Below are 26085 nucleotides of genomic sequence, written 5' to 3'. Positions count from 1 at the left end.
AGTGGCCACTCCGCTTAAATTAGGTCACCGATTTTAATGAGTTCAACAGTTATTTCTCCTATGCAGACTCCCAACCCGATGAAAAAGAAAGTTCTTGCTGCTTTGATCGCGGTTGTCGTGGGCCATATGGGCGTATTGTGGGCAGTGAACCACATGAAAGCTCCTGAACTCAAACCGATTGAAAAAGAACCATTGAAGGTTCGCTTCGTTAAAATTCAAGAACCACCAAAACCGCTACCGCCTAAGCCGAAGGAAGAACCGAAAAAGGAACCGACTAAGCCGAAGGAAGTGAAGATTGTGGAAAAACCACAACCAACCCCACCGAAAAAGGTAGAAAAGGTTCAACAAGTTAAAAAAGCAGAAGTGGTTAAACCGGTTGTTAAACCAACCGAAACCCCAGTGAAACCGACAGTCACCACGACGATTACAGAGAAAAAAGTCGAAAAACCTGTCGTGCAACCAGAGCAAGCGAAACCTGTTACTCAGGCTGCACCAGCTGATACTTCACCGAAGTCGGTGTCGATTGGTGGTTCAGGTGTGCAATGGAGCCGCTCTCCAAAACCAGTTTATAGTAATCAAGATTTACAAGGTGAAAACCGTCGAGTCGTGGTGCTGATTGAGGCGAATGAAAAAGGGTCGATTGTGAATGCCCGTATTACGCGCTCAAGTGGTGTACCTGCTTTAGATGAAAAGATTTTAAGAGCTGTCAAAGGCGCTAAATTTAAACCTTATAAAGAAAATGGTGTGGCTTATCCAATTCGGGCTGAGCAACCATTTGATTTAGAATTGAATACAAAACGCTAACTTTATCAGGAGTTCGAGTATGAACTTTTCAGTTTATTGGCAACATGCTGATGCAGTCAGTAAAACACTGTATTTCATCTTGTTGGCAATGTCGATTGCAACGTGGACCATCTTTGTTTTACGTATCATGGGTACACGTCAATTGAAACAACAAGCTTATGCTCAACTTTCACAAGCTTTAGCTAAGTTAAAATCAAAGTTTGCTGTATTGAACTTTGAACAACGTAAAGCCGTTGCAGAACAAGCCCTTCTTCGTCAAATTTCTGCTGAAAAAGCGAATGCTGAGAAAGGTATTTCAGTTCTAGGTACGATTGCATCGCTTGCACCGTTCGTGGGTTTGTTCGGTACAGTATGGGGGATTTTCCATGCCCTTGTTGCTGTTGGTAAAAGTGGTCAAGCAGGCTTAGCGCAAGTTGCAACTCCTGTAGGTGAAGCACTGATCATGACGGGTTTAGGTTTAGCTGTCGCGATTCCTGCGGTGTTAGCGTATAACATCTGTGCGCGTGTAAACCGTACTTTGGCACATGAGCTTCAAGACCAAGCACACGGCTTGCTCATTGATACCATGTTGCAACAAGACTCAGCACCTGCGGCAGTAGAAAGTAAAGCGACTCAACAAGGTTTAGTTGGAGGTCAAGCTTAATGGCTTTTCAATTGGGTGACGATAACGATGCTGGCATGAATGAGATGAATCTCATTCCGCTGATCGATATTATGCTGGTTTTGATGATCATCTTCTTGGTGACAGCGACCGTTGCCAACCCATCAATTCCATTAACTTTACCAAAAACGACGGCTGATATTGTAGATCCTCCACCTAAAGCCATTACGGTAAGCATTAATGCAAATGGCGAAGTGGCTTGGGATAATCAAGTGATTAGCTTAGAAGAACTACAAACGCGTTTTAATGAAGCGGGTGAGTTGGAAACCAAGCCAACGGTTCAACTTCGTGCAGATAAAGAATCTCGTTACGATATGGTCGCACAAGTGATGTCTCGTGCGAGTGAAGCTGGACTGGCGGATATTGCTTTCGTAAGCGATAACTAAGTTGATGTTAAAAAAAGCGACTCTTGAAGTCGCTTTTTTTATGGTGAATTATTAAGTTATTTGCTGTCTTTCAATAAAGCCTGAAACTTAGAGCGCAGCTTCATCAGTTTTGGCGGAATGGCAAAGTTGCAATAGCCTTGAGAAGGGTTACGAGCGTAAAAGTTCTGGTGATAGTATTCGGCCGAATAGAACGTTGGTACAGGACTGAGTTCGGTCACAATATCGAGACCTTCTGCCTTTAAGTCGTTAATTGCTTGCTCTGCATCAACACGCTGCGCATCATTAAAATAATAAATGACTGAACGATACTGAGTGCCGACATCATTGCCTTGACGGTTGAGTGTCGTAGGATCATGAGTGGCAAAAAACACATCGAGCAGCTGAGCATAGCTGATTTGAGTTTCATCAAAATCAATTAAAATAACTTCGGCGTGGTTGGTATCGCCACGACAAATATCTTCATATGTTGGGTTGTCGGTATCTCCTCCTGCATAACCACTGGTCACTTTATGTATGCCCTGAAGCTCTAAATAAACCGCTTCTACACACCAAAAACATCCACCACCAAAGAGTGCTTGTTGCATTTTAAAATCCTAATTGTGTTTATATCTGTTTATATAAGGGCTGATTGGTTCAGTACAATGTTGTCTGTTACAGATTAAAAAAGCCTGTGATTACAGGCTTTTTATAGAAACAATTTAACGTGGTTGAATGGCAGAGCCAAACTGTAGCAGCAAGTTACCATGTCGATCGAGTAGTTTCAGTGTTTTACCAAACACTTGGTAATGTGTCACTTTTGCCAGCGCTTCTTGGAACTGTTGCGGGACAGCACTGTTATTGATACAGGCCATTCGGGTGGTTGCGAGCTGGCTCAAGGTGAGCGTATCGCGTCCGACGGTATAGCTGCCCATAATGCGGTTACAGCCATCTGCACCACTGATGCGGTTATCGGCTGAAAACTGAAGGCTTGGAATATTACGTTCATTGGGTGCTGTTTTAATTTCGGTATTGCCCATTTGCGTCAAAATCCAAGTCCGCTGCTGGAGCTGTTGAATGTTGGCCATTTCAATGGTATCCGCTGGAGGTGGTGTCGTTTGGCAGCCAGTTATGATTAAGCTACTCGCTAAAAGACTGCTTGCAATCAGTTTTTTTAACATGGGATCAGACTCTTATTGTGATGTATCGTCTGAACTATCAAAGCAAATTTTGTCGCTGATTGCCAGTTTTAACTTGCAGCTTCTCGTTGTAGACCTTAGCGAGTTTGGTCAACGGGTAGGCCCTGACGAATGAGCTGTGAATACTCACGACTGGTTAACTCTGTTTCTTTGCTTACACGTGGGTTGATATAGGCTTTTTGATACCATGTTTTCATATCCCACTGTGGGCTAATCGCGCCTAAATCATACAAATAATTCGGCAAATAACCTGAAGCTAAAATACGATAGTCGGTTGGTAAAGCGTCATGTGAAACGGCTTGAACCATATCAAACACCAAGGTGGTGCAATTACTGGTGAGGGTGTTATACCACTTAGGATGCTTGGCGAGCTCGTCTGCCTTATGTAAATACTCTATAAACAGTGCTTTACTTTCAGCCTGTCCGAGGCGAACAGGAAAGAAATAGACTTGTTCATGACGAATATTGCTGCGGGTATACACAATATCATGCTCATCTGAGGCCACTAAACTCAGCTCATATTTTCTAAAAAAACCACCAATCGCTGAAAATTCTTCATTTTTCTCTTTGCGAATTTCAATGGAAAAGGTCAGCGGTGCGGTATTGGCAAAATCAAAACTGACCAAAGTATGTGCAATTTGCGGCCCCATCCAGTATGAGGTAATGATATTGACCCCAGTGATTTGATTCAGATTGAAAGAGCGGGTATCCCAATGTTCAGTATAGGAGCCGTCAGGGTGCCATGTGAAATTGCGGACATTATGAAGGGTGACATGGTCGCCTTGTTTTTCATAATGCAAGATTTTTGCTACTTCAGGTTGCCAGTCGCGGTCTTGGCGAGCATCTAAACTAAAATACCAAGACAAAGCCAGTAAAAAGCCAAGGAGATAAAGGATGATATCGAGGCGACGACCAAAAAAGCTTTGGGTGATATAGATGCCCAAAATGCTGAGCGCAAAAGCAATCCAGATTCCAATAAAAAGACGGCTGACCAACCAGCCCAAAGGCTCTTGAATCCACAATGCAAAACACAGCCAAATTGAACTCAACAAGACAAAAATACTAAACAGGGTGTGGAGTAATCCAAAGCCCAGTGTCCGCCAAAATTCTATTTTGATCATGTTGTGCATCGTGCTTTTAGCAAAAAGAATATGCTTTATTTTTGATAGGTTGCGAACTCAAAAGCAATTCCAGTTTTGTCATCAATATGTTGTTCTGACGCGACTTTTTTGAATGCTGCTGGAATGGCAGGGTAATGCGCATCACCTTGCACATCGAGTTCAACATGCGTGAGTTCTAAACGGTCCGCAATGTCGATGGTCTGTTTAAAAATTTCACCGCCACCAATGATAAAAATACTGCCAGGTTTTTCTGAAGCTTGAACATCGGCAACAGCTTGCGCTAAAGCTTCTTCGATGCTGTAAGCCACCTTTGTACCGTCAAAAGTCCAAGAAGTGTCGCGAGTAATGACCCAATTGACACGCTTGGGTAAAGTACGGCCCATCGATTCCAGCGTTTTACGGCCCATAATGACCACACCACCTTGCGTGATGGCTTTGAAGTGTTTTAGATCGGCTGAAATATGCCAAGGTAGGTCATTGCCTTTACCAATACAGTGTTGCTGATCCATTGCCACTACATGTACAACTTCTAAGTTTTGAAAGGCCATAACGCGCTCAAATGTTGGGTCATATTTCTTATTCTTCCTCAAGGAGAGGAAGAACATCTATGGGTAAACCTCAATCTCGCTGATTCAAGGCGAGATTGAATTCGGCTTTATCTGCTTTAAACAGCAACGGGTGCTTTAATCCCAGGATGTGATTCATAACCCACGATTTCGATATCTTCAAATTTAAAGTCGAAAATATCATTAACCGCAGGATTGAGTTTCAGTTGGCACAGCCCTAAAGGTTCACGGCTTAACTGAAGCTTCGCTTGTTCAAAATGGTTGGCATATAAATGCGTATCGCCACCCGTCCAGACAAAGTCACCCACACCTAAACCGCAGACTTGCGCGATCATATGAGTGAGTAGCGCATAACTGGCAATATTAAAAGGCACACCTAGAAAAACATCGGCACTGCGTTGATAGAGCTGACAAGACAGTTTGCCGTTATGAACAAAGAACTGGAAGAGAGTGTGGCACGGAGGAAGGGCGACTTGCCCAGCTTCTTGTGGATTCCAACCCGATACAATCAGACGGCGTGAGTTTGGATTGGTTTTAATTTCATTGACTAACCATGCAATTTGGTCAAAACCATCTTTTTCATAGAAACCGTCGGCTTTTTTGGTTGCACCGAAATTACGCCATTGATGGCCATACACCGGCCCCAGTTCACCTTCTGGGCGACCAAAACGCGCAGTTTGTTCTGCAGTTGACCATTCATCCCAAATACTGACTTTGTTGTCCTGTAAATATTGCACATTGGTATCGCCTTTTAAAAACCACAACAGTTCAATCACGATTGAACGAAAGTGAACTTTTTTAGTGGTTAATAAAGGGAAGCCTTGAGAAAGATCAAAGCGCATTTGATGACCAAATACCGAGCGCGTACCTGTACCAGTACGGTCGCCTTTATCACCACCGTGATCGAGGATGTGTTGTAGCAGGTCTAAATACGTTTTCATAAAACTCTCAAATAAACACTTCGGGGGAACAGACCTCTTAATAGATGTGCCTGTTCTTTCCACTCTAAATTATAAAATCTGCGGATGATTATACTGAATTGTGCCTTATTGCGCACCCGAGATTAGTAAGTCAGGCAAGATGATTACTCATATAAAAGTTATGTGAAAGCTATTACAGAGAACCAGGTTAAAGTGGTTTTGTGCAGGATTTAAACTGCAATAATTGAGTTGTATCGAATCTAAATAGATAGCCGTTTAGATGGGCAATCCATTCCATATCTAAGGACTTCATTAGCCAATGGTGAAAAATTTGAGCTTAAGCCGAAAAAGGACTTGGGTAAGGGGTAAATTTTTTTAGTTAATTTAGGTTTCAAAAAGTACAGAGAAAAGAAAACTTTAGAAAGGTTGTGTTGCATTTTGAAAAAAAATATTACATTTACGACATGAAAGTTCAATGCTGAGCGGTTAGTATTTCGAACTCGAAAAGTTGCACACCCCTAATGATTGGGAGGAGAGTTGGTTTTAGTATGCCTTATGATCAAAACGTAAATATGAATGACGTCTATGCGCCTGCGCAAACCAATATCATAATACGTTCTCAGTCAGAGCGAAATGTCACCGCTTCGGATATTTTAAGCTCGAAGCAGGCACGAGAAAGGGCCATTAGCAACCATCAGCGTGTGGATCTTGAAAAGTTTACAGGTTTCTTAAGAAATATTACCCGTCAAACCAGTACCCAAAAATGTGCTAAAAGTATTCGTATTGGCTTAGAGTCTGCGGGTGCACGCTTTAAGAGTCATCCTGTGGCTGCGGCAGATTGGGGGAAGACCCTAACCAGCATTGGTTATCGTAAAATCAATTTATCTTTTGATCAGCCTAAAAAAGGCGATATTTATATTATCGACCGTACTGCAAAGAACCGTTATGGACATATTGCCGCTTATTCAGGTAATGGTTGGGTTTCTGATTTTAAACAAAGTGGTTATGCGGTTTACCGTAACCAAAATGTGAACTACAGCTATTATCGAATGGATTAAGCAGATGTTGACGGGATGTAGAGCAACTCCGCATCCCGATTAAACTCTTTTTTCACGCTGTGCGTGAATCGATACTAAAAATAAACCAACTCCACTAAAGCCGATACACTGAAGCGCCAGCGCAATTTTATCTTGCGCGGGTAGATAGCCCAGCAAACAAATCAGGGCAATTAGGGGTAGAAAAACCACCAAACGAGAAAAACCTTCACGATACGGATTGTCCTGAGCAATCTTCAATTGCACACCACGTAGCAGATGCGTTGCAATGCCAATCATTAGGCTCAAACCAATAAAAATTGCGCCAAGCTGTTGAACTTGTGCTGCCATAAAAATCATCACGCAAGTGGCAATACAAACGATGAGTTTAATTTGACGGCTACAGCGTTCAGAATACCAAAAGTTCAACATGGTTTATTTGGACTCAGGCTGAGTATTGCTATGCAAAAGAGATAGGGGGGAAAATAGGCAAATCCCCAGCGCCATAAAACCAATCCCTTGTGCACCTGGAATCAGCAGCTCACCATCTTTAATATTCATAAAAATCAGTGCCAAAAGTAGCGCAATTGGAATCCAAGTCAGTAGACGATATAAAAAACCTGTAGGATTTTTGGCGGCAAAATGAATTTTGCAGTAACGACAAATCAGAAAAACAATCCCAGTACCCAAGAACATTAAAATGGCATTGAGGCTCAGGGGTTCCATCCAATACAACACACCTGTTACAACAGCAATTGCGATAAAAATAAGTAATTTTTTAAGAATAGAAATTGAGGGATTAAACCAAAATTCGAGCATGGGAGTGATGTATTTAAAAACCAAACATATGTCACTTTAGCATAATTTGGTCCTAAAAAAGGGGGCAATGATGCCCCCAATATTTTATCCGCTCATCGGATTAGCCATTATTCTTTTGTGGGCCCCAATCATAGATTCTCTTTTGATAGGCATACCACATCATCCACGCGCCGACCAAAATCATTGGCAGACTGAGGAATTGACCTTTACTCATCCATGCGATGAACAGCTGTCCGTTGTCAGGTTCACGGAAGAACTCGACGATGAAGCGGGCCATACCATAACCGATCAGGAATAACGCTGAAACCGCCATACGAGGACGTGGCTTTGAACTGAACCACCACAGTACGATGAATAACAATAACCCTTCAAAAAAGGCCTGATAGAGCTGAGAAGGATGGCGAATTAGCTGTAGCGGATCCGTTGGGAAAATCATACCCAGTGCAAAGTTTGGGTCTGCAACAGGGCGACCATAAAGCTCTCCGCCAATAAAGTTACCAATACGACCAAACATGAGCCCTGTAGGGACACATGGCGCAATAAAGTCGAGGGTTTGGAACCAAGTCATTTTGTATTTCTTACACCAGAACAGCATGGCAAGCATTACACCCAAGAAGCCGCCATGGAAACTCATGCCGCCTGTCCAGACTTGGAATAGCCAAATAGGGTTTGCAAGGAATTGCTCAAAGCCATAAAAGAAGACGTAACCGACACGACCACCAATAACTACACCTAGAGCGCCATAAAAGATCAAATCGGAGACCATGTCCGGTGTCCAACCTCGTTCTTTCGCGCGGTAGCTTGCTAGTCCCCAAGCAAACAAAAAGGCCAATAAATACATCAGTCCGTACCAATGGACTTGTAAAGGGCCAAGTGCTATTGCGACGGGGTCAATATTTGGATAGGTCAGCATGCATATTCCTAGTCATTATGTTTTGAACAGATTTTAGCTGAAAGAGATGAAAAATGTTGTACATTCAATGTGTAAAGATGATGAGTATCGTTTATGTGTATTGTGGCAATAGCATGGCAGGTCTTGGATGATATGCCATTGTGTTTGATTTCAAATCGAGATGAGTTCTATCAGCGTCCTTCGAGCCATTTAAAGCAATGGGAAAATAGCCCGATTATTGCAGGGCAAGATTTGCAGTCTGGCGGCACATGGATGGGGATAACACCAACAGGACGTTGGGCTGTTTTGACCAACTTTCGCGATGGGAAGGATCAAACCAGCTATCCAACGTCTCGCGGACATTTGATTCAATCCTTTTTAGAGTCTGAACAAACCCCGATTCGTTTTGCACAAGACTTAGAGAAAAAACAATGTGACTATGCGGGTTTTAATCTTTTTATGGGGGATCGGCATCAGGCGGTCTATATGAGCAATCGTGGTGAAGCACCACAGGTTCTTCCGAAAGGCGTGTATGTGGTGTCGAATGGTTTGATGACGGAACATTGGGAAAAAACCAAACATTTACGTAAGCGCTTTACCCAAGAGTTCTTACCGATGTTGCAAAAATCCCACATCTTACAAAGCGAGTTAGAGGCGACAGCTTGGGATATTTTGGAGGATGAGCGCAAGATTATTCCAGACTTGTTGCCACAAACTGGGATTAGTCTGGATATGGAAGAGTTATTGTCTTCGACTTTTATTCAAAGCCCTATTTATGGGACACGCTGTTCTAACTTCCTGCGCATGACCCATGAACAATGGTCTTGGCTGGAAAAGCAGCAGCAGGGTGAGTTCAAAGGAAAAATCACGGAACAGGCTGTACTCTTTAAATCATAAAAAATGCCGACATAAGTCGGCATTTTTTTTGGAATGACTTAAGAAGCTTTGGTTTCAGTCTTTTTCTTTTCTACTGATGGCATCAAGTCTGCTGTTAAATAACCGACACTTGCACTATAGCCATTGTTGTAATTGGCTAAAGTTGCTGCTTTTAAGTCCTCAGATAAGCTCTTCATGTCACCCGCATGTTGGAAGTTACTCATGATATAAGTCCAACCATTTACTGAGTCTACTGCATGTAAACCAGTCGATTCTGCTCCTGCAGGGGTTGAGAGTAAACGTACAGGATCTGCTTTGGTATCCACGTTATAAGCCCATAAGAAGTTATTTGGATGGTTACCACTGTCTTCACCAATGAATAAGGTGCGTAGTGTTTCAGAGAACTTCAAATTGTCAGGGCTTGCAATTTTATCTGGATTTGCTGTGTTACCTAAGCTATCCACTGTGATGTCCTCACCCATCAATAGCATTTTCGATTGATACGGAATCCATTCACTGTTGATAGGCTGCCCATCGGTTGTGTTCTGTCCTGCTGTTAAATCATGTGCCAGTACGCCACCCGCAGTGATTTTCTTCGTGAATGAAACATTGTGTGCGGCAACCCAAGCTGCATTGTCTTTGATCATTGAATTTTGAATATTTGCTAAAGCAGAATACGCAACTTTGTCTTTAATGTTGATGGTGGTCCCTTCCATCTTCGTGAAGGCCATGCTGCCACCTTTGAGTGCTGCGTAGCGGTGGGTTTCAAGGAAGGCTGCTGCTTTTTCCATACCTGGTTTTACTTTTACCCAAAGCTTCTTCTTGGCTAAAATAATTTTGGTATATGATGCGTCATTTGGATTAGTTGTTAAACTTTCCATGATGTCGCTAGGTTGGATATTGTCAACATTAACCATTTTTTCAATTTCTTGACTAGTTGCATGACCTAGCTCAATCCATTTAATTTGTCCTGTACTGCTCTCTGTCAGTTCAGATACATATTTAGCGACATAAAGTTTACCTGCTGACAAATCTTTTGCGACATCGGCAATGAACATAAAGAAGCCACCGTTGGTGTAGTCATCACCCATAATTACGGTACGGTTATCGGGCATGACATGTACCAGTTCATGCGAAATACGGCCCATACAGAAGTGTTTAACAATACTACCACTGCCGTCTTTATTTACGATCACTTCAGGTAAATGACCATAGTTATATGGTTTAGCTGCGGCCTCATCACCAAAGAAGTTTTTGCTGATTCCTTTTGGACTTGGTCCACCAATGCCTTGTTCAAATGCATCAGGTTCATATTCTTCACTAGATAAATGTGTGTTCCACGGTGACATGCTTGCACCACAAGTAATCCATAAACCATGAACTGCAGAGGTATCGACATTAAAGTATTTTTTAAGCTCTAAATGACCTGTTGTTTGGTTCTGGTCTAATGTCAAAATTGCAATTGGGGAGGGTAAGTTGCCATACTCGCTCGCGCCTGCTAGGTTTTGTGAGGCATATTCAAATTGCACCACATGGAATACTGGGTTATTCACACCTTCGACTTGAGCACCGTCTAAATGAATAAGCGAGGAGCCATCTGGGCAGTCTGAAAAGAATTGGCGTGGCGACGCTGGAACAGATGTATCCATAATTGGGTCGCCGTTGGCGTTAAAATATCCCCCAGCAATAATTTCACCACCGCCCCATTTAGGCACAGTATTGCCTGTTTCAAAAAAGCTTTTATAGCCAAGTTGATACTCTGAACTGGTTGAGTCATCCCAGTCGATTTTGAGTTTCGAACTGACTGATGTTTTAGCACGGTCTGCAATTGCAATAGGCGCTGCCATCGCTGTAAATGTTGCAGCTTTTAGATTTGCAGGTTTTGTCACAGGTGGTGTTACCGCTGTGTCATTGTCACTATCATTACAACCGCTCAATGCTGCTGCAGTAGTCATTGCCCCAAGCGGTAAAAAAGGGATTCCCGCAAACCATTTTAGAAGATCACGACGACTTGGCTGATTTGTTGTGGCTGTCATAGTAAGTCCATATCAATAATTGTAAGTAAGTCGAGCTAGATTGTATGAAGCAGAAGTGACGTTTTATTTACAGTTTAGGGTCAATTTGAAGACAGTATTTGATAGGGCAATAGATACAACATGAAATAAAAAATCCTCCAGACAGTGTTGGAGGAAATAAGATGGAAGTTTGTAATTCTCAAGTTTTAGTGGCTTGTTGTTTTTCTTTTCTCTAATAATTTTCCGAAAAATAAACCAATTTCAAATAACAGCCACATGGGTACCGCAAGCATAATCATCGAAAGTGCATCAGGTGGAGTGACAAACATCGCAATGAAAAAGCATCCCACGACAATGAAACGACGCTTTTCAGCGAGACTCTGTGTGCTAACGACACCAATTAAAATTAGCACTAAAGTAATAATTGGGATTTCAAAAGTGAGTCCAAAAACCAAAAAGAGTTTCAAACAAAAACTGAGATAACTATTGATATCCGTCATTGGAGCGACGCTTTCAGGCGAGACACTGATAAAAAAATGTAAAATTGCTGGAAGCGTAATGAAGTAGGCAAACGCGATCCCGATATAAAACAGTGCGATACTACCCACAAGCAGTGGAACCGCCAAGAAGCGCTCTTTCTCATATAGTGCAGGTCGCACAAAAGACCATATTAAGTAAATGATGACTGGCATTGCTAACACTAGAGCAACAAATAGATTTAATTTAAACGGTGCCATAAATGTTGCTGTGACATCTGTCGCAATCATGGTTGAGTTGACTGGCAGTTGTTGGCGTAGTGGCTCAGATAACAGTTGATAAGTCGTATTTCGAAAAGGCAATAAACAAAAGAACAGCAACAGGGTAATGCCGACGATTTTAAATAAATACTTGCGCAGTGTAATTAAGTGCTGCATGACAGGCATTTGTTCTAATTCTTCATCTTGGCCTGTGTTTGAGTCTGGCCTTGTTGACACTTGATTCATACGGCTATCTTCAATTGGGGCTGAATAGGTATATTTGCTGCAGTAAACAAAGGTGTACCATGTTGTTTAAGATGGTTGATTGAAAATGGTGTTAATGGAGAGGGTGTGAGCCACTGATATTCATATGCAGCCGTATTTTCAGTCTTTGTTGTTGGAGCTGATTTACTGAGATGATCGAGTTGTTTTTGTAAGCGTTGTTCTATTTCGGTCATACGCTCAATTTCTTTTTGAATTTCCTGACGAAACTCAGAAAGCTTTAGCTCACGATCTACCTCAGTTTGAACGTTATTCATAAAACGTTTGGCTTTGCCATACCATTTGGCTGCAAAGCGTGCTGCTTCAGGTAGTTTCTCAGGACCTAGAACTAATAATGCAACGATAGCAAAGCATAAGAGTTCCGTCATACCTACATTTAGCATGGCAGTGCTCGCTTAGCTTTTAATAGAACTTTCGGTGCTTTTGACATGAGCATCAATCGTTCGTGGCTCATTGAGTTGAGCTGCTTCAGCTTCCTCATCACGGATCGACTTTTTAAAGTCTTTCACCGCACCACCGACATCTTTACCTAAGTTCTTAAGTTTGGCTGTACCAAAAAGAAGAATAACCACAATTGCAAAAATTAGTACATGCCAAATTGATAGTCCCGCCATGGGTAGATCCTCATCATTTTTCGTTTTCCCTATATCAACAGGCTTGTGTGACATTGCGGTGACGATGATGTTTCAATTTCAAGACAAAACGATCGCTTCGCACAGATTTTGAGAAAAAGCAGTGTTATGATGATTCGGTGAAATTTCAAGGATATTGAAGTGACGTTGCTGCTCCCTCTGTTGGCCTTTCTTAGTGGTTTATTCCTTGCATCCACCCCATTGGCAACACGGTTGAAAACAGGCTTTTCAAGTCTTTTAGCACGTTGCTTTATTCCGATTGTTATTGTCTACAACATGGTGTTTTATCAGGCTGGTAGCTTTAGTCTGATGTTATTCAGTTTTGTCGTGGCAGTGCTCTTATTTTACTTTTTCCTATATTTTTCAAAGAATAAATTAAGCGCCCTGTGTTTTAGTTATGTCAATATGGCATGGTTAGGCTTTCCTTTTGCAATTGCGTTGTTTAGCACAGAAATTAGTCCAGCAATGGTGGCTTTATATATCGGTGGCTCTATTTTTGGCAATCTCTGGGCAGTGACAGCTGTGAGCCAAACACCGTTAGCTTTTTCGTTTATTTTTAAAAAAGTGCTCTGTGCTCCACCCATGATTGCTTTGATTTTAGCCCTTATTTTTCGTTTCGTTGGCGTGCAACATTGGTCACAGCATGATCTGATTGATGTGATTTATAGTGCAGCCAAATTTTGTATGAGCTTCTCTGGCATGTGTGTATTGGGTATGTGGTTGAGGCACACCAAAGTTGAGAAAGCGGACCTGTGGCAAAGTAGTCAGACAGCTTTATTAAAATTGGCATGCGGCGTGGTGCTGTGTGGGCTGAGTTATCGTTACTTCGCTATTCCTAATATTGAACAATATATTGGGGTCATGTTCTTATTGTTCTGTTTACCGCCAGCAGCCAATATTGTGGCTTTGGAAACGCATTATCAGGGTACAGGCACGTCGGCAAAATACATTGCTTCAGGTACGATCATCAGCTGTGCCGTGGTGAGTATTTATGGTTTATTGCTGCATGTATTTGCTGTGATCTAAGCACTCACTTTAGCTAGAAATGCATAGTACTGCTGCGCAAGGGCGATAGAGGAAAATATAGAAAATTTTTCGCCACCTTCCTCCCCAAGGGGAGAAGGGGCAACATTACACAGCTTAGTTTTTATTGTTCTAAACTGGCTTTAAACAGTTGCATAGCCTGACCACGATGGCTGATTTTATTTTTTTCTTCTTTGCTCATTTCTGCACTTGAAAGCCCTAACTCGGGTAACCAGAACAGCGGGTCATAACCAAAACCATTTTCACCACGTGCAGCCTCCAGTACTTCACCTTTCCAAATGCCTTGGAAAATTTGTGGAAGAGGATCATCAGCATGTTGCACTAACACTAAAACGCATACAAACATGCCTTCAATCGCTTGAGCGTCTTTACGCAGTGGCTTGAGTTCAGCTAAGAGCTTTTGGTTATTGGCCGCATCATCGCCGTGTTCACCTGCATAACGCGCAGAGTAAATCCCTGGAGCACCATCTAAAACTGGGACACAAATCCCAGAGTCATCTGCAATGGCTGGTTTTCCTGAAATTTTAGAAGCATGGCGTGCTTTAATAATCGCATTTTCGACAAAGCTCAAACCATCTTCAATGGCATCTTCAATATTCAATTTACCTTGAGCAATCACTTCAACAGGTAAGTTCAGCTCTGCAAATAATTTTTCAAATTCCGCAATTTTGCCTTTGTTATTGCTTGCGAGGACTAAGGTACCTTGAGATAACCAATCAGTTGATGCCATGTGAAAGATCCGTGCTTTAAAAATTATGCGGTTATTTTAACAAGTCCGACTCATGGATAGGCAATAAAAAAGCACCCGAAGGTGCTGAGTATGGAAATAAAAGCTTATTGAGCTTGAATCCACTTGTCTGCACGGTCACGTGCTTGACGAATTTGATCTTGTGTTAAGTTTGCCGCTAAGGCTGTTTTCTTGCCTTCAGAAAGCGTAATCACTTTATTGTCGAGCATGCCATCACGGGTTGAAAGCTCATACCATTGATAAGCACCCATGTAGTTTTTCTTTTGCTCTTCCATCATCGCCAAGTTAAAGCTTGCGCGGTTATCACCACGGCTGGCTGCTTTTTCAAAGTATTGACGTGCTAAAGATTCATCTTTTTTGGTGCCTAGGCCATCTGCAAGCATACGACCAACATTTAGCTGAGCAGCCGAAAGACCTTGATCTGCAGCGGCTTTGTACCAAGCAAAGGCCTGTCGTTCATCTGCAGAGATATCTTTACCTTGTTGATACTTGGTTGCAAGATAGAACTGCGCAGCAGGCTGACCTGCTTTTGCCGCTTTAATTAAGCTATTGATATCCATAACAGAATACTGTGCAGCTTGACTCGCAACAGACGTGGTTGGGGAAACATAATCTGCATGAGCTTGAATGCTCAAAAGTCCAACCAGTAGTGTCGTGCTTAAGAATAGTTTTTTCATAGAGCGCTCACTCGATAAATTGCGACTTCACCAAACAAATTCGGGAGACGTTTACTGAGTAAACTATCTTGTTGATCCCCATTTACAGCGAGTCGATTAATAATTCTGATGTTATTTTCCGCACAAAGTGCTTCAAAATCACGGAAAGTACATAAGTGGATATTGGGTGTGTTATACCACATGTACGGCAAAACTTCAGAAACGGGCATCATTCCTTTCAGTGCCAAGAAAGAACGGGTCTTCCAATGGGCAAAGTTAGGAAAAGTAATGATCGCCTGTTTCCCTACGCGCACCATATCACGTAATAAAACATCTGGTGCATCTACCGCTTGCAAGGCTTGTGCCATAACGACATAGTCAAAAGACTGGTCTGCAAAGCGGCTTAAACCCAAGTTTAAGTCTTGTTGGATAATATTTAACCCGCGACCGACTGCAATTGCAATCTTTTCTTGATCAATTTCCAGTCCATATGCGCGAATATTGTGCTTTTTGCTCATATGAGCCAGTAATTCACCGTCACCACAACCTAAATCGAGTACGCTAGAATCAGGTTTGATCCATTTTTCTGCCAGTTGATGATCAATACGCATTACACAGCCTCCTGGGTTGCTTGAAGGTGTTCAGAACCACCCAAAAATGCACGTAATGCTTTTACATACAAAGGAATCGGGAACAGGAACGAGTCATGGCCTTGTTCAGCGTCGATATCTAAATAGCTCACTGGTTTGTGGTTGGTGATCAACGCATCCACAATTTCTTGTGAACGTTGCGGGGTAAAACGCCAGTCGGTGGTAAAGGACACCACAAGGAACTGACATTTGGTCTGTGACATGGCTTTAACTAAAGACTGTTCATACTCACGCGAAGGATCAAAATAATCCAAAGCTTTGGTCATAATCAGATAAGTGTTGGCGTCAAAGTTACGGCTAAATTGCTCACCTTGATAGCGCAAATAGCTTTCGACTTGGAATTCGACATCGAAACCATACATAAATTTGCCTGACTTTAAGTCGCGGCCAAACTTTTGTTTCATGGCTTCTTCAGATAGATAGGTAATATGACCGACCATACGTGCCAAAATTAGGCCACGTTTTGGATAGCTATCATTTTCAAGATAGCGACCATCATGGAAGTCTGGATCAGACAAAATTGACTGTCGTGCGACTTCGTTAAAGGCAATATTCTGAGCAGACAGTTTCGGCGCACTGGCAATAATCACGCATTTTTGCAAACGATCAGGATAATCAACCGACCATTGCAAGGCTTGCATACCACCCAGCGAACCACCAATCACCGCACTCCAGACTTGAATACCCAGATGATCGGATAAAATAGCTTGGGTTTTAACCCAGTCACGGACGGTGACTAAAGGAAAGTCAGGACCATAAGGACGGTTATCATTTTCAGGGTTTGGCGAAGTTGGCCCTGTTGAACCGTTACAGCCCCCAATATTGTTCAGTGCAACCACGAAAAACTTTGAAGTATCAATCGCTTTACCTGGGCCAATACAGGCATCCCACCAACCTGGTTTTTTATCGTCAGCATGATGGTAACCCGCAGCATGATGATGACCCGATAGCGCATGGCAAATTAAAATCGCATTGGATTTATCTGCATTGAGTTCACCATAGGTTTCAACCATCAGTTCATAACGAGGGAGAATACGACCGCATTCGAGCTCTAAGGGCTCTTCAAAAGTAAACTTTTGTGGACTAACGATACCCACGGAGTCAGCAGGAAAAGACACAGGAATAATACGCCTTAAATCTTTGGGGTTAATAAACAAAAGGATACCACTTGAGGGTATCCTTCTAAAGTCATTTTAGTGCTAATTATTATTGCTAATACTTATACCGCAGCAGCAATCACTTGATCTGTGCTTAACACACCTTGATCAATTAAGCGGTTGGTACACGCAATAATAGCTTCAATCGATGAGGTCACAATGTTGTCGTGAATACCCGCACCGAAGGCTGATTTACCTGTACCTTTGACTTGTAATTCAACCAAAGCCAAGGCTTTTGCATTTGCCCCAGAGCTAATACCGCGCTCTTCGTAGCTCAACACGTCGATTGGTAACTGTAAAGCATCCAACATTGCAGAGATTGGACCATTGCCTTCGCCACGTAATTGCTGCGTTTCACCATTTACTTCAATTTCAAGCTCAACCACTTGTTTGCCGTTGTTGTCATACAAACGGTAGTTCTTAGTCGAGTAATGCGTATCTTTGGTGTCCACATAAGTTTCTTTGAATAATTTCCAAATTTCTTGTGCGGTAATTTCAGTGCCTTCTTCATCGGTACGTTTTTGTACGGTTTGAGAGAATTCAATTTGGATACGACGTGGCAATACCACGTTGTAATTTGCTTCTAACAAGTAAGCAATACCGCCTTTACCTGACTGTGAGTTGACGCGAATTACAGCATCATAGTCGCGGCCCAAGTCTTTCGGGTCGATTGGCAAGTATGGCATATCCCAAATTTCTTCGTTCTTTTGGAACTCGAAACCTTTCTTAATGGCATCTTGATGTGAACCAGAAAATGCGGTGAAGACCAAATCACCTGCATATGGGTGACGAGGGTGAACAGGCAAACCTGTACATTCTTCTACCGTTGCAATGATTTCATTGATATTTGAAAAATCTAAGTTTGGCGCAACACCTTGAGAGTACATATTCAAAGCAATTGCAGCGACGTCGACGTTACCTGTACGTTCGCCATTACCAAACACACAACCTTCGATACGGTCTGCACCGGCCATAATCGCCAATTCTGATGCAGCAATCCCACAGCCACGGTCGTTGTGACAGTGCACAGAAATAATCACGCCATCACGACGAGCAATGTTGCGGTGCATCCATTCGACTTGGTCTGCATAAACATTCGGTGTCGAAACTTCAACCGTAGCAGGTAGGTTTAAAATCACTTTATTGCTTGGTGATGCTTCCCAAATTTCGGTAACTGCATCACACACGTCTTTTGCAACTTCTAATTCGGTTGCAGAGAAACACTCTGGGCTGTACTGGAACACCCATTCCGTTTCCGGATATTGCGCTGCATATTCTTTAACTTTGCTGGCTGCATTGACTGCTAATTGCTTCGCACCTGCAACATCGACATTTAAGACTTTTTGGCGGAAAGTTGGAGCATTTGAATTATAAATATGTACGATGGCACGTTTTGCGCCCGCTAAAGACTCAAAAGTACGCTGGATCAAATGATCACGTGCTTGAACTAAAACTTCGATATACACATCATCTGGAATGTGATTTTCTTCGATTAATTTACGGGTAAAGTCAAAGTCAATTTGAGATGCTGAAGGGAAACCGATTTCAATATTCTTGAATCCAATTTTCACCAACATTTGGAACATTTTAAATTTTTGTTCCATGTCCATCGGTTCAAAAATTGCTTGGTTACCATCACGCAGGTCAGTACTCATCCAAATAGGCGCTTTTGTAATTTCGTTGTTTGGCCATTGACGGTCTGGCAAGTCAACACGTTGATACATGCGACGATATTTTTTACTTGGATCAGCCAACATCATGAGGTAACTCCTTACATAGTACGGGTTGCATTTGAGTGGGTAATAAAAAGCAACCTACTACTGAATATAGATTGTGTCTATGGTCTCTATTTACAAGGGAGTCTTCAGGGTGTTTGTAAACGTAAATATTTGATACGACTTAGATTTACCGTGAGTAACCTTGTAACGTTATATTTAAGAGTTTAATCCACTTCGGTCGAAAAGATTTTTCTTTTTTTATGGATTTTAGTCGTATCTGAAAAAATATTTCCCTCTAATTTGATATATAGGGGAAATATTTCCGTGTATTTTTGAGATGTGTTTGATCTTTTTCTTCATTTTACGAATTTGATTCATTTCATTCGCTTTTTTGAAGAGGTTATGAGAACTCTATGACCATATCGGGCTGTATATCTGCAAGGGTTGCAGTGCCCATCAACGCCATGGTGATCTCAAATTCTTCTTTTAAGATTTTAAGCACATGGGCAACGCCTAAGGCACCCGCAGTGGCAAGACCATAAATACATGGTCTTCCAACTAAAACCGCGGAAGCACCTAAAGCAATGGCCTTAAACACATCTGAGCCGCGACGCACACCCCCATCATATAAAAGAGGGAAGTCATGCGGAACGGCTTTTTTGATGAGTTGCAAGGCTTTGAGTGGAGGAATACAGGTATCTAAAACTCGACCGCCGTGATTAGACACAATTAAGCCTTGTATGCCATGTTGAATGGCCAGTTGGGCATCGAGTGGGCTGACGATGCCTTTTAACAGGATGGGTAAATCAGTCTGTTGAACTATCCATGCGATGTCATCCCATGTTGGAGCAATTTTCATCAGTCCATTAAACACGGGATGATCACCTTCTTGTAGTTCAGGCAGTGGAATATGGGCAGGAGTGTGCGGATGCTGCATGTTTTCAGGGAGGTGAAAGAAAGCACGACGTTCACGATCACGGATGCCTGTATGTGGAGAGTCCACAGTGATCACAATTGCGGTGAAGTTTTGTGCCTCAGCGAGCTTCAGCAAAGCCAAAGATTTATCACGGTCACCTTGCCAATACAGTTGGAACCATTTGTAAGGATTCTCTGGTTTGAATGTGCGCATGTCGGTATTGGTAAAAGTACTCAAAATCATATTACTGCCGAGTACTTCAGCTGCCAACGCGGTTGCAGCTTCTGCTTCAGGATGAAACTGCTGTTGATGACCAATCGGTGCCACAAAAATAGGATGTGGAAAGCTTTGTCCTAAGATTTCACAGCTTGTATTGCCTTGAGTGAGATCTCTTAACATGCGTGGTATCAAGTGCAGGTTTTGGAACTGAGCGAGGTTATTCCGAACACTGATCTCATCCATAGCACCACCTTGCAAATAGTGCCAGACCATCTCAGGCAGATGCTTTTCTGCCTCAATTTCATAGTCTGCAATCGTTTGCAATGAGGCAGGAATTTGGGTGAGTGGTGGCAATACAGTTTTTGATGTCATGGAACGGTCCAGTTGCTACAGTAGTTGACGTTGGGCTGGGATTATTGTTTTAAAGTTCAGCCCATTTACGCATCAGGTTATGATACAGACTGGTGAGCTTAACCACTTCCTGATGTTGATCACCGAGTTGCACACGTAGGTTCTGAATGGTTTGATCAAGATTAAATAAGATGTGGCGGTCAGCATCATCTCGAATCATACTTTGAACCCAAAAGAACGAAGCGACACGGCAGCCTGAGGTCACTGGTGTTACCTCATGCACGCTGGTGGATGGATATAAAATCATATCACCCGCAGGTAATTTCACTTCATGATAGCCATAGGTGTCTTCTACCACCAAATCGCCACCTTCATATTCGTCAGGTTCGCTTAGAAAAACAGTGCAGGATACATCAGTACGAATCCGATCTTTGCTTCCAGCTACCCAGCGAATGGCATTGTCCACATGGAAGCCAAAAGTTTCGCCCTGTTCATAGCGGTTAAAATAAGGCGGCAAAATATCTAAAGGTAGGGCAGCGGACATAAAGAGTGGATGTTGTCCAAGTGCTTCTAAGATGATATTGCCTAAGTGTTGTGTGAGAGGGTGATCTTCGGGGAGCTGTTGATTTTGTTTTACATTTTTTGAGAGTGATCCTGTGGTTTTTTTACCATCAATCCACTCCACTTTTGCCATTTCATTACGAAAGTATTGTACCTGTTCTTTGCTTAATACATTGGGAATATGATGGATCACAACATGACCTGCTGAAAATGAAAGATCTATTTAGTTTTTAAGCATATATAAAAATAGCCTCAATGAGAGGCTATTTTTATCAAATCTCAGGATGAAAGAGATTTTAGTTATAAACTTAGTATTTGAAGTTTAGAGACAGTACTGCGCTACGACCTTCAGCTTCAGTTGCATAGTGAGATGCGTAAGCTTTAGTGAAATAACGTGTATCAGCCAAGTTGTTGACATTTAACTGAAGGTCAACATTCTTGTTTACGTTGTAACGTGCCATAGCATCGTAGCGAACGTAACCTGGTACATATTTTGTGTTTGCTAAGTCACCATAAACTTTGTCCATGGCAATTGCGCCAGCACCTAAAGTTAACTGTGGCACAATTTGGTAAGTTGTCCATAGCGTAGCACTGTTTTTAGGAACGTTAGGCATTTGGTTGCCATTAAATATAGATTGGTCTGTACATGTTGTACCACGGCAACTTACACCATTTTTGGTCGCTTTACTGTCTAAATAAGTATAACCAGCACTAATATCCCATTTATCAGTAATCTTACCGTTTAAACCAAGTTCAAGACCATCCACTTTACTTTCACCGATATTGCTATAGGTTGTAGGAGACAGTTGAATACGAGCATTTTGTTTTTCAGTACGGAAAATAGCAGCTGTTAAATTTAGGCGATCTTGTAGCAAGTCCCATTTTGTACCGATTTCAAAAGTACGACTTTCTTCAGGATCTAGGTTGCTATAAGCCGCTCCAATGCCTTCTGAACCGTCACCGGCATCTATACCAACAGGGTTTGCAGAAGTGGCATAACTTGCATAAATAGACCCATTTTCAACAGGTTTAAAAGTAATACCTGCTTGATATGTGAAAAAGTCGGTATCACTTTCAGTTTTTACTTTATCGCCGGCTTTTGCTGTAGCAGGATTAGCAATCACAGCACTGTTACGAGCTCCATAAGTCATGGTCTGTTCAGTATCAAACTTATCCCAGCGTAAGCCCAAATCTAAAATCCACTGAGGGTTAAATTCAATGTTGTCTAGTAAGTAAATAGAAGTAGATTTTGTTTGAGTGTTGTATTGGTCAGCACCTTCGGTACTGATGCTGCCTGTCCATTGTCCGCGATTAGGATTCTGAACCGAGGTGCACCAACCAGAGCTCACATTTTCAGACTTGCTACAATCCGAGTAGGCACTTCCCGTAGTATTATCGCCATTGATAATATATTGCGTACGATCAGTCTCTTGGTCTGAGTACTCAGCACCTAGGTTAAAGCTGTGCTTCAAGCGACCTGTATTAAATTTACCTGTTAAAGCCAACTGGTCTGTAAATGTATCAGTATCAGCTACACGGGAGTTAACACGCGCCCATACATTGCCATTTTTATAAATGTTACCTTTAGAATCATCTGGATTCGTCCAAAGATAGTCATTTTTTGATTTGTTATAAACAGCGGTATTACTAAGGGTTAAATTATCGGTAAGATCATGCTCTAATTTGATTGTACCGATTTGGTTCTCTTGTTTTTGGAAATCACGGTCTTTCCAACCATAGTAAACACCCTGTTTTACATCAATTGGTTTTCCTGAGTATTGTGAATAGCCCGTAGGATTGTTGTATGGCACACCTGAATCAGGGGTATCATCAGTTTTGAGGTAGTAGTAGCTTAAAGTTGCACGCGTGTCGCTGTCTAGACCAAAAGTAATACTTGGTGCAATACCAGCACGTGCATATTCAGTACCATCTTCTTGACCTGCTTTGTCGTTGTGGTGACCCATTACGGCAACACGAGCAGCAATACCATTATCAAAATCTTTGTTACCGTCTAAAGTAATACGTTGGTAATCATCCGTTCCTGCACCCACAGAACCTTCTAAAAAGTCACCTTTTTTTGCAACTTTAGAAATCATGTTGATGCTACCACCAGTTGTACCTGCACCGCCCATAGCTGATGCAGAACCTTTAGTAATTTCAACTTGCTCAATCGCAAACATTTCGCGGTTTTGCGAAGATGAGTTGCGTACGCCGTCTACGTACATTGAACTTTCAGAGTTATAACCACGAATAAATGGACTGTCACCATTTGGGTTACCACCTTCACCTGCACCAAGTGTGATCCCAGGCACTGTGCGTAAAGCATCGCTTAAAGTTGTAACTTGAGTGTCTTCAATCAACTGCTTAGAAATAACAGATACTGACTTTGGTGTGTCGAGTAGGGGAGCAACGAACTTGCTGTTTGCAGATTTGTCTACTTTCAAACTTTGTTCTGCTGCCGCTTCCGTGTGAATTGTTTCTAATTGCGCGATTTGATCTTGCGCAACAGCATTGACTGCAACCACAGAGAGTGTTGAAGCGATTGCTGAAGAAACCAGCTTTTTACGTGTTTTGATGAAGGCCATAACGAATCTAGTTCTAGCGTTGTAAATTAGTATGCGAATAATAATGATTCTTATTTTTTGTAGCATAACTATTACATTGGAATTGTCGATGCTTAGATATATTTGTGTAGAAAAAACAAATGTAATAATGTAATGAATTTGACATAAGTTTTTGATTTTTATTTAAATTGGAAAATTAGATTATATTTTTATAATGTTATTGGAATTTAGAATCCATTATTTTTAAGCTAAGTTTGAAGGTATTTCCCAAGTGAATATGTATAAATTATGTTGGATCTATATTAGCTATGTACGAAGAAAACCCTGCCGGAGCAGGGTTTTCCTTTAGATATGACTATTTTTAGAAGTCATATGAAATTGATAACCAATAGTTACGATCTGGAATGTATGTTCCTGCTAAACCACTTGTTGTTTTAGTATATAAAAACGCATTTACAGTTTCACCTTTGGTGTTAGTGAAAGTCTGGTAATCACCAAAGTCTTTATCAAATAAATTATTAATTCTGCCTGATAGCGTAATTTGGTTATTCACCTTATATGATGCACCTAGATTGAATAGCTCATATGCTTTTAATTCATTACCAGTGATTTCAGCCTCACGAATAGTATCCGTATTGGCAGTAGGGTCAGTAAAACGTGTTCGTTTTGACTTATATTCTGCCTCTAACCATGTAGTAAATTGATCATTTACATACCATGTGCTGGTTAAATTAACAGCATGGCGTGGTGTGTTTTCTATAGTCTGTCCTTTGTTTTCTCCTTTCGTGATTTCAGACTCCAGCCACGTATAGTTTGCTTTAACATTAAAGTTTGGTGAAATATCATATTTAGCACTTAGTTCTACACCATAGCTTTCAGCTTCATCAGCATTTCCCTGAAATGAAAAGTTTTCTTGATAAGAGAAGTTGCCGACGGTCATACAATCACTTGCTGGTGTGCTTCCAGTAGGGCGGCTTTCCCATAAGCAATTTTCATATGTTTTTGCGCCAGAAATAATCAGATCTTTAAATTCTGTAAAAAAGGCTGTTGTCGTTAATGAAAAATTGGTCAAATCATCGTAGACAAAACCAATTTCATAATTAGTTGTTTTCTCTGGTTTTAAGTCAGGATTTCCTAATGATACTGACTTCCCTTGAGCAGTAAATCCATTAATTCCATCGTGTAAGTCGTTGGCAGTAGGGACTTTATATCCTGTACTTACACCGCCCTTAAGTGTCCAATTGTCATTTGTATTCCAGGCCAAATAGGCTCTTGGCGTAAAATGTCCACCAAAGGCGCTATGGTCTTCATAGCGACCACCAAAAGTGAAAGCTAAAGCATCTGTTAAGTGCCACTCATCTTCTGTAAATACGGACCATGAATCTTGAGTAAAGGTTTGACCATTGCCTGCAGATGTATCAATGGTTTCGCCATCTTTATATTCAACGCCCGCTGTAATTCTGTGGTTTTTGATAGATGTAATAATGCGGGAATCAACTGTTAAATCTGTATTTTCTAATTTGCGGTCAGTTGTACCATCTGAATAATAGTTATATTCAGGAACGTTACCTTTAGGTAGGCGTCGGCCTTCTTGTTGAGATTTAACTTGGCTTGCAAAAGTTTTCCATTGACCAAAATTTAAGTCAGCATCAACCCCAGCAGAAATACGATCTCTTAAAAACTTAATTTCATCCTTATAAGAACCAATACCAGTAGGTAAGCCTGTTGTACGACTATAATCGTAATGCTCGCCTAAACGTGCATCACTATTGTCAAAGCGTTGTTCAGAATGATCAAAGTCGACCCAAGTTGCAAAACGGTCATTGATTTTATAGGTCAGTTTTGAGCCTATCGAGTAATTATTTGCTTCTACAGTACGAGGATCGCGACCTTGGCTACCTAAATCAATTGTTTTTTTAGGCGTAACTAAGCGCTCAGAATTATCTCTATGAAAAAAATCACCACGGAGTTGAAGACCTAAAGTATCTTGAATTAACGGTCCATTGACCACCGCACTTGTTTTCCAGCTATTACCAATCTCTGAGTTTTCTTGAAGAGTTTGCTCAAGTGAGACATTACCGCTCCATTCTGAACCGACCTTTTTGGTAATGATATTGATAATGCCGCCCATGGCATCTGAGCCATACAAGGTTGACATTGGGCCACGAATGACTTCAATACGTTCAATCGCTGCTAAAGGTGGCATAAAGCTGGTGGAAAACTCACCAAAGCCATTTGGACCAATTGAGCCAGATGTATTTTGACGTTGTCCATCGATTAGAATGAGTGTATAGGCTTGGTTTAGGCCCCGTATTTGTATATTTAAGCCGCCTGTTTTTCCTTGACCATTTCTCACATCAACGCCTGGGACTTCAGTAAGAGCATCTGCGATGCTTGTAATCCCTTTTTTTTTCAAATCATCAGCCGTAATGACACTAATTGAAGCTGGTGCATTTTTAATATCTTGTTCAAAACCCGCAGCTGAAACCACAATGGTGGAAAGCTGATGTGGCGATGAATCTTCAGTTGTTGTTTCTGCGAAAACAGGAGTGGTGATTGCCCCAAGCAATGCCAATGAAAG

The 26085-nt window shown here is 41.7% G+C and carries 27 protein-coding genes; 6 read left to right on the top strand and 21 right to left on the bottom strand.

The annotated features are described in order from the left end of the window. Positions 1 to 36: 36 nt before the first annotated feature. The 3 genes from ACY3FQ_RS13850 to ACY3FQ_RS13840 are packed head-to-tail and all read left to right on the top strand — an operon-like array spanning position 37 to position 1851. Positions 37 to 804: an energy transducer TonB gene (locus tag ACY3FQ_RS13850; protein WP_004692476.1), complete on the top strand. Its 768-nt coding sequence runs from the start codon at positions 37 to 39 to the stop codon at positions 802 to 804. Positions 805 to 823: 19 nt separating this feature from the next. Beyond that, complete coding sequence (locus tag ACY3FQ_RS13845; protein ID WP_201953554.1) at positions 824 to 1447, top strand: MotA/TolQ/ExbB proton channel family protein; 624 nt, start codon at positions 824 to 826, stop codon at positions 1445 to 1447. Further along, the gene (locus tag ACY3FQ_RS13840) at positions 1447 to 1851 is read left to right on the top strand and encodes an ExbD/TolR family protein (RefSeq protein ID WP_058868889.1); all 405 of its coding nucleotides are present in this window, start codon (positions 1447 to 1449) and stop codon (positions 1849 to 1851) included. Before ACY3FQ_RS13845 ends, ACY3FQ_RS13840 begins: the two co-directional genes overlap by 1 nt. Positions 1852 to 1907: 56 nt before the next feature. Here ACY3FQ_RS13840 and msrA read toward each other — a convergent pair whose 3' ends face one another. From msrA to thyA, 5 genes are all read right to left on the bottom strand, one after another. Then, positions 1908 to 2435 carry a peptide-methionine (S)-S-oxide reductase MsrA gene (gene msrA / locus ACY3FQ_RS13835; protein ID WP_489774206.1) on the bottom strand — a complete coding sequence of 176 codons (528 nt, stop codon included), beginning with the start codon at positions 2433 to 2435 and terminating at the stop codon, positions 1908 to 1910. Positions 2436 to 2549: 114 nt separating this feature from the next. Next, positions 2550 to 3008 (bottom strand): META domain-containing protein, encoded by a 459-nt coding sequence (locus ACY3FQ_RS13830; protein ID WP_201953557.1) that lies wholly within the window; start codon positions 3006 to 3008, stop codon positions 2550 to 2552. A 95-nt stretch (positions 3009 to 3103) separates the two neighbouring features. Continuing rightward, positions 3104 to 4156 carry an Lnb N-terminal periplasmic domain-containing protein gene (locus tag ACY3FQ_RS13825; RefSeq protein ID WP_201953561.1) on the bottom strand — a complete coding sequence of 351 codons (1053 nt, stop codon included), beginning with the start codon at positions 4154 to 4156 and terminating at the stop codon, positions 3104 to 3106. A 26-nt stretch (positions 4157 to 4182) separates the two neighbouring features. Then, positions 4183 to 4695, bottom strand: a complete 513-nt coding sequence (locus ACY3FQ_RS13820; protein WP_489774204.1) for a dihydrofolate reductase — start codon at positions 4693 to 4695, stop codon at positions 4183 to 4185. A 116-nt stretch (positions 4696 to 4811) separates the two neighbouring features. Beyond that, positions 4812 to 5654 carry a thymidylate synthase gene (gene thyA, locus ACY3FQ_RS13815; protein ID WP_201953565.1) on the bottom strand — a complete coding sequence of 281 codons (843 nt, stop codon included), beginning with the start codon at positions 5652 to 5654 and terminating at the stop codon, positions 4812 to 4814. 527 nt (positions 5655 to 6181) lie between these two features. On the opposite strand from thyA, the gene ACY3FQ_RS13810 reads away from it, so the two are divergent. Beyond that, entirely contained in the window at positions 6182 to 6691 is a 510-nt protein-coding gene (locus ACY3FQ_RS13810; protein ID WP_087011366.1) for a CHAP domain-containing protein, read from the top strand. A gap of 39 nt (positions 6692 to 6730) precedes the next feature. Here ACY3FQ_RS13810 and ACY3FQ_RS13805 read toward each other — a convergent pair whose 3' ends face one another. The 3 genes from ACY3FQ_RS13805 to lgt form a co-directional block, all read right to left on the bottom strand. Continuing rightward, complete coding sequence (locus tag ACY3FQ_RS13805; protein ID WP_489774202.1) at positions 6731 to 7099, bottom strand: hypothetical protein; 369 nt, start codon at positions 7097 to 7099, stop codon at positions 6731 to 6733. 3 nt (positions 7100 to 7102) lie between these two features. Then, on the bottom strand, positions 7103 to 7486 hold the full coding sequence (locus ACY3FQ_RS13800) for an AzlD domain-containing protein (RefSeq protein ID WP_125280825.1): 384 nt from the start codon (positions 7484 to 7486) through the stop codon (positions 7103 to 7105). Positions 7487 to 7586: 100 nt separating this feature from the next. Next, positions 7587 to 8399 (bottom strand): prolipoprotein diacylglyceryl transferase, encoded by an 813-nt coding sequence (gene lgt / locus ACY3FQ_RS13795; RefSeq protein ID WP_201953570.1) that lies wholly within the window; start codon positions 8397 to 8399, stop codon positions 7587 to 7589. A 93-nt stretch (positions 8400 to 8492) separates the two neighbouring features. Here lgt and ACY3FQ_RS13790 point away from each other — a divergent pair, with 93 nt between their 5' ends. Continuing rightward, positions 8493 to 9275, top strand: coding sequence for an NRDE family protein (locus ACY3FQ_RS13790; RefSeq protein WP_201953573.1), 783 nt, complete (start codon positions 8493 to 8495; stop codon positions 9273 to 9275). Positions 9276 to 9313: 38 nt separating this feature from the next. Here the strand turns inward: ACY3FQ_RS13790 and ACY3FQ_RS13785 are convergent, their stop codons facing one another. From ACY3FQ_RS13785 to tatA, 4 genes are all read right to left on the bottom strand, one after another. After that, positions 9314 to 11290: a PhoX family protein gene (locus ACY3FQ_RS13785; protein ID WP_004692450.1), complete on the bottom strand. Its 1977-nt coding sequence runs from the start codon at positions 11288 to 11290 to the stop codon at positions 9314 to 9316. Between the two features lie 185 nt (positions 11291 to 11475). Then, on the bottom strand, positions 11476 to 12252 hold the full coding sequence (gene tatC, locus ACY3FQ_RS13780; protein ID WP_004692449.1) for a twin-arginine translocase subunit TatC: 777 nt from the start codon (positions 12250 to 12252) through the stop codon (positions 11476 to 11478). Continuing rightward, entirely contained in the window at positions 12249 to 12671 is a 423-nt protein-coding gene (tatB, locus tag ACY3FQ_RS13775) for a Sec-independent protein translocase protein TatB (protein WP_004692447.1), read from the bottom strand. The genes tatC and tatB overlap by 4 nt, the downstream gene beginning before the upstream one ends. Before the next feature lie 12 nt (positions 12672 to 12683). Further along, positions 12684 to 12902, bottom strand: coding sequence for a Sec-independent protein translocase subunit TatA (tatA, locus tag ACY3FQ_RS13770; protein WP_004692445.1), 219 nt, complete (start codon positions 12900 to 12902; stop codon positions 12684 to 12686). 159 nt (positions 12903 to 13061) lie between these two features. Here tatA and ACY3FQ_RS13765 point away from each other — a divergent pair, with 159 nt between their 5' ends. After that, a complete protein-coding gene (locus ACY3FQ_RS13765) occupies positions 13062 to 13946 on the top strand; it encodes an AEC family transporter (RefSeq protein WP_004692443.1) in 885 nt (294 codons plus the stop codon). A gap of 121 nt (positions 13947 to 14067) precedes the next feature. Here the strand turns inward: ACY3FQ_RS13765 and rdgB are convergent, their stop codons facing one another. The 9 genes from rdgB to ACY3FQ_RS13720 form a co-directional block, all read right to left on the bottom strand. Next, positions 14068 to 14694, bottom strand: a complete 627-nt coding sequence (gene rdgB, locus ACY3FQ_RS13760) for an RdgB/HAM1 family non-canonical purine NTP pyrophosphatase (protein WP_004692441.1) — start codon at positions 14692 to 14694, stop codon at positions 14068 to 14070. Between the two features lie 104 nt (positions 14695 to 14798). Further along, positions 14799 to 15389, bottom strand: coding sequence for a tetratricopeptide repeat protein (locus ACY3FQ_RS13755; RefSeq protein WP_004692440.1), 591 nt, complete (start codon positions 15387 to 15389; stop codon positions 14799 to 14801). After that, positions 15386 to 15979 (bottom strand): methionine biosynthesis protein MetW, encoded by a 594-nt coding sequence (metW, locus tag ACY3FQ_RS13750; protein ID WP_004692438.1) that lies wholly within the window; start codon positions 15977 to 15979, stop codon positions 15386 to 15388. The genes ACY3FQ_RS13755 and metW overlap by 4 nt, the downstream gene beginning before the upstream one ends. Continuing rightward, positions 15979 to 17136, bottom strand: a complete 1158-nt coding sequence (metX, locus tag ACY3FQ_RS13745) for a homoserine O-succinyltransferase MetX (protein ID WP_004692437.1) — start codon at positions 17134 to 17136, stop codon at positions 15979 to 15981. The genes metW and metX overlap by 1 nt, the downstream gene beginning before the upstream one ends. 101 nt (positions 17137 to 17237) lie before the next feature. Beyond that, positions 17238 to 18935, bottom strand: a complete 1698-nt coding sequence (leuA, locus tag ACY3FQ_RS13740) for a 2-isopropylmalate synthase (RefSeq protein WP_201953580.1) — start codon at positions 18933 to 18935, stop codon at positions 17238 to 17240. 358 nt (positions 18936 to 19293) lie between these two features. Next, on the bottom strand, positions 19294 to 20400 hold the full coding sequence (locus ACY3FQ_RS13735; RefSeq protein WP_201953584.1) for an alpha-hydroxy acid oxidase: 1107 nt from the start codon (positions 20398 to 20400) through the stop codon (positions 19294 to 19296). A gap of 49 nt (positions 20401 to 20449) precedes the next feature. Next, the gene (locus ACY3FQ_RS13730) at positions 20450 to 21133 is read right to left on the bottom strand and encodes a Fe2+-dependent dioxygenase (protein WP_126038226.1); all 684 of its coding nucleotides are present in this window, start codon (positions 21131 to 21133) and stop codon (positions 20450 to 20452) included. A 115-nt stretch (positions 21134 to 21248) separates the two neighbouring features. Next, the gene (locus ACY3FQ_RS13725) at positions 21249 to 23525 is read right to left on the bottom strand and encodes a TonB-dependent receptor (RefSeq protein WP_489774198.1); all 2277 of its coding nucleotides are present in this window, start codon (positions 23523 to 23525) and stop codon (positions 21249 to 21251) included. A 340-nt stretch (positions 23526 to 23865) separates the two neighbouring features. Further along, positions 23866 to 26085: TonB-dependent receptor domain-containing protein (locus ACY3FQ_RS13720; RefSeq protein WP_489774197.1), on the bottom strand; the 2220-nt coding region annotated here is incomplete at its 5' end.

It is taken from the genome of Acinetobacter sp. AB03, assembly GCF_058107045.1.
Note: the sequence above shows the minus strand (reverse complement) of the source record. Positions and strands in the feature narration are given on the sequence as shown.

What these genes read in the sequence shown, in the direction of transcription:
- ACY3FQ_RS13845 (WP_201953554.1), top strand. Translation starts at nt 824, where the DNA reads ATGAACTTTTCAGTTTATTGGCAACATGCTGATGCAGTCAGTAAAACA.
- tatA (WP_004692445.1), bottom strand. Translation starts at nt 12,902, where the DNA reads ATGGCGGGACTATCAATTTGGCATGTACTAATTTTTGCAATTGTGGTT.
- ACY3FQ_RS13825 (WP_201953561.1), bottom strand. Translation starts at nt 4,156, where the DNA reads ATGCACAACATGATCAAAATAGAATTTTGGCGGACACTGGGCTTTGGA.
- ACY3FQ_RS13785 (WP_004692450.1), bottom strand. Translation starts at nt 11,290, where the DNA reads ATGACAGCCACAACAAATCAGCCAAGTCGTCGTGATCTTCTAAAATGG.
- ACY3FQ_RS13830 (WP_201953557.1), bottom strand. Translation starts at nt 3,008, where the DNA reads ATGTTAAAAAAACTGATTGCAAGCAGTCTTTTAGCGAGTAGCTTAATC.
- rdgB (WP_004692441.1), bottom strand. Translation starts at nt 14,694, where the DNA reads ATGGCATCAACTGATTGGTTATCTCAAGGTACCTTAGTCCTCGCAAGC.
- ACY3FQ_RS13755 (WP_004692440.1), bottom strand. Translation starts at nt 15,389, where the DNA reads ATGAAAAAACTATTCTTAAGCACGACACTACTGGTTGGACTTTTGAGC.
- ACY3FQ_RS13820 (WP_489774204.1), bottom strand. Translation starts at nt 4,695, where the DNA reads ATGGCCTTTCAAAACTTAGAAGTTGTACATGTAGTGGCAATGGATCAG.
- lgt (WP_201953570.1), bottom strand. Translation starts at nt 8,399, where the DNA reads ATGCTGACCTATCCAAATATTGACCCCGTCGCAATAGCACTTGGCCCT.
- tatC (WP_004692449.1), bottom strand. Translation starts at nt 12,252, where the DNA reads ATGAATCAAGTGTCAACAAGGCCAGACTCAAACACAGGCCAAGATGAA.
- ACY3FQ_RS13805 (WP_489774202.1), bottom strand. Translation starts at nt 7,099, where the DNA reads ATGTTGAACTTTTGGTATTCTGAACGCTGTAGCCGTCAAATTAAACTC.
- tatB (WP_004692447.1), bottom strand. Translation starts at nt 12,671, where the DNA reads ATGCTAAATGTAGGTATGACGGAACTCTTATGCTTTGCTATCGTTGCA.
- msrA (WP_489774206.1), bottom strand. Translation starts at nt 2,435, where the DNA reads ATGCAACAAGCACTCTTTGGTGGTGGATGTTTTTGGTGTGTAGAAGCG.
- leuA (WP_201953580.1), bottom strand. Translation starts at nt 18,935, where the DNA reads ATGATGTTGGCTGATCCAAGTAAAAAATATCGTCGCATGTATCAACGT.
- ACY3FQ_RS13725 (WP_489774198.1), bottom strand. Translation starts at nt 23,525, where the DNA reads ATGGCCTTCATCAAAACACGTAAAAAGCTGGTTTCTTCAGCAATCGCT.
- ACY3FQ_RS13790 (WP_201953573.1), top strand. Translation starts at nt 8,493, where the DNA reads ATGTGTATTGTGGCAATAGCATGGCAGGTCTTGGATGATATGCCATTG.
- ACY3FQ_RS13810 (WP_087011366.1), top strand. Translation starts at nt 6,182, where the DNA reads ATGCCTTATGATCAAAACGTAAATATGAATGACGTCTATGCGCCTGCG.
- ACY3FQ_RS13735 (WP_201953584.1), bottom strand. Translation starts at nt 20,400, where the DNA reads ATGACATCAAAAACTGTATTGCCACCACTCACCCAAATTCCTGCCTCA.
- metW (WP_004692438.1), bottom strand. Translation starts at nt 15,979, where the DNA reads ATGCGTATTGATCATCAACTGGCAGAAAAATGGATCAAACCTGATTCT.
- ACY3FQ_RS13850 (WP_004692476.1), top strand. Translation starts at nt 37, where the DNA reads ATGAGTTCAACAGTTATTTCTCCTATGCAGACTCCCAACCCGATGAAA.
- ACY3FQ_RS13840 (WP_058868889.1), top strand. Translation starts at nt 1,447, where the DNA reads ATGGCTTTTCAATTGGGTGACGATAACGATGCTGGCATGAATGAGATG.
- ACY3FQ_RS13800 (WP_125280825.1), bottom strand. Translation starts at nt 7,486, where the DNA reads ATGCTCGAATTTTGGTTTAATCCCTCAATTTCTATTCTTAAAAAATTA.
- thyA (WP_201953565.1), bottom strand. Translation starts at nt 5,654, where the DNA reads ATGAAAACGTATTTAGACCTGCTACAACACATCCTCGATCACGGTGGT.